This window comes from Staphylococcus sp. HMSC056G08 (genome assembly GCF_001812305.1).
In the GTDB taxonomy this organism is placed as follows: Bacteria; Bacillota; Bacilli; order Staphylococcales; family Staphylococcaceae; genus Staphylococcus; species Staphylococcus simulans.
In genome coordinates, this window is sequence record NZ_KV808451.1 from 1 (window position 1) to 1,621 (window position 1,621).

The 1,621-nt window shown below is 27.3% G+C and carries 1 protein-coding gene; it reads left to right on the forward strand.

The annotated features are described in order from the left end of the window. Nucleotides 1-1,309: 1,309 nt before the first annotated feature. Entirely contained in the window at nucleotides 1,310-1,441 is a 132-nt protein-coding gene (locus tag HMPREF2846_RS04530; protein ID WP_070625903.1) for a beta-class phenol-soluble modulin, read from the forward strand. Nucleotides 1,442-1,621: the final 180 nt, after the last annotated feature.

Genomic DNA, 1,621 nt, shown 5'->3' on the forward strand with positions numbered 1-1,621 from the left:
AAGTCCGTAGGACTTTGTCGACAGTCTGAGATAACCTAGCGGTTATTTCTCAATCGGATTTATTATAGAAGAAAAAATAATTGATTAAAAAGAGAAAAACATTGTTTTAGAAGAAAAACCATAAGTAACATATAGAAAATTAGTAAGAACACTAATTTTTAAAGGAATACTTACATATACGCCTGACTGTTGTAAAAGTTGTGGAGTAGTTAATCAAAATAATTTAATCCTTAAAAACGTTAAGCGTAAAACAATAATCAAATTATTAAAACACAAGGTACCCCTAGTTATTTAGAATTAAAAAAGCAAAGATTCTTTTGTCATGGATGTCGTCATTCATTTGTATTAAAAAATTCTTTTGTCAAACAATATTATAACTTCTGTAATAACTTAATACTTCATTTTCTTTATCAAAGCAGAGAAAATAGTTCATGTAAAAGTGTTGAGTTAGATAACAATGTTAGTGCTATATCAGTGATAGGTTATATTAATAAAATAGCTGGAAGTGTAAAACTAAGACCATTTAATAAACTACCTCAACATATCATGATAGATGAATTTAAAAGTGTAAAAAATATCGTAGGCAAAATGAACTTTATATATTGTGATGGTGATACATACAGAATTATAGGTATTCTTCCTGATCAGAGACAAAAGCTTTGTTTGATTACTTTATGATATTTGAAAAAACTGCGCGAGAAAACGTTAAATATGTAACGATGGATATATAGTCCTTAATTTTTTTATTCAAGAAGTTATTTCCAAACGAAGAAATTATTCTGGATTGTTTCCATCTCATTCAATCCTTGAACCGTGAATTAAACAAACTAATAAGTATATTTCGACTCAATTTTTATACATCAATCGAATTTGACAAAGAGCGATTATTATTTTGCTTCCTTTTAACAGAATCTCTTACTTTTTTAGGTACAGAATATTCTTCTGTAGAACAAATAAACTTTTGTTTTTGGTTTGTATAGTTATTCTTAATTCACTATGTTTTATCTTAAGATGTTTAATAAACTTATTTTTACACAGCATTAAGAGATTTATGGTTATACACTTAAGCATACAATCTCGTCTAATATAAATGTCTTATAAAGCTAAAATAAACGTTTAGGAACTTTAAACAAGCATATACGAAATTTCAAACTATAATTCCAAAGGATCTTATATAATTTAGATAGTAACAGTGAAAGAATATGAGACTAATAACAGTTATTGATAATATGACTGATTTATCATGAAACTCATTATTACTTTAGCTTAACTTAAAATTGAATGATTAATATGTAAGGAGGGAATATTTATGGCAGGTGTTGTAGATGCTATTGGTCAAGCAATTCAGTCAGGTCTAAACCAAGATTGGGTAACTATGGGTACTAATATTGCTAAAGCATTAGCTCAAGGTATTGATGTTATTTCTGGTTTCTTTGGTTAATATTAAGAATTAAGGTAGCTTCAACAATTAAATTATTGGAGCTGCCTCGATTTTTTTGCTCTATATTATTTAGTACTGGTGATAATCACTAGTACTATTTTTGATACAAAAAAGCGTAATTATCTCTATAATTAGAAGTATTCTACCACCAATAATTAAGGAGATAATGCGCCTATGTCT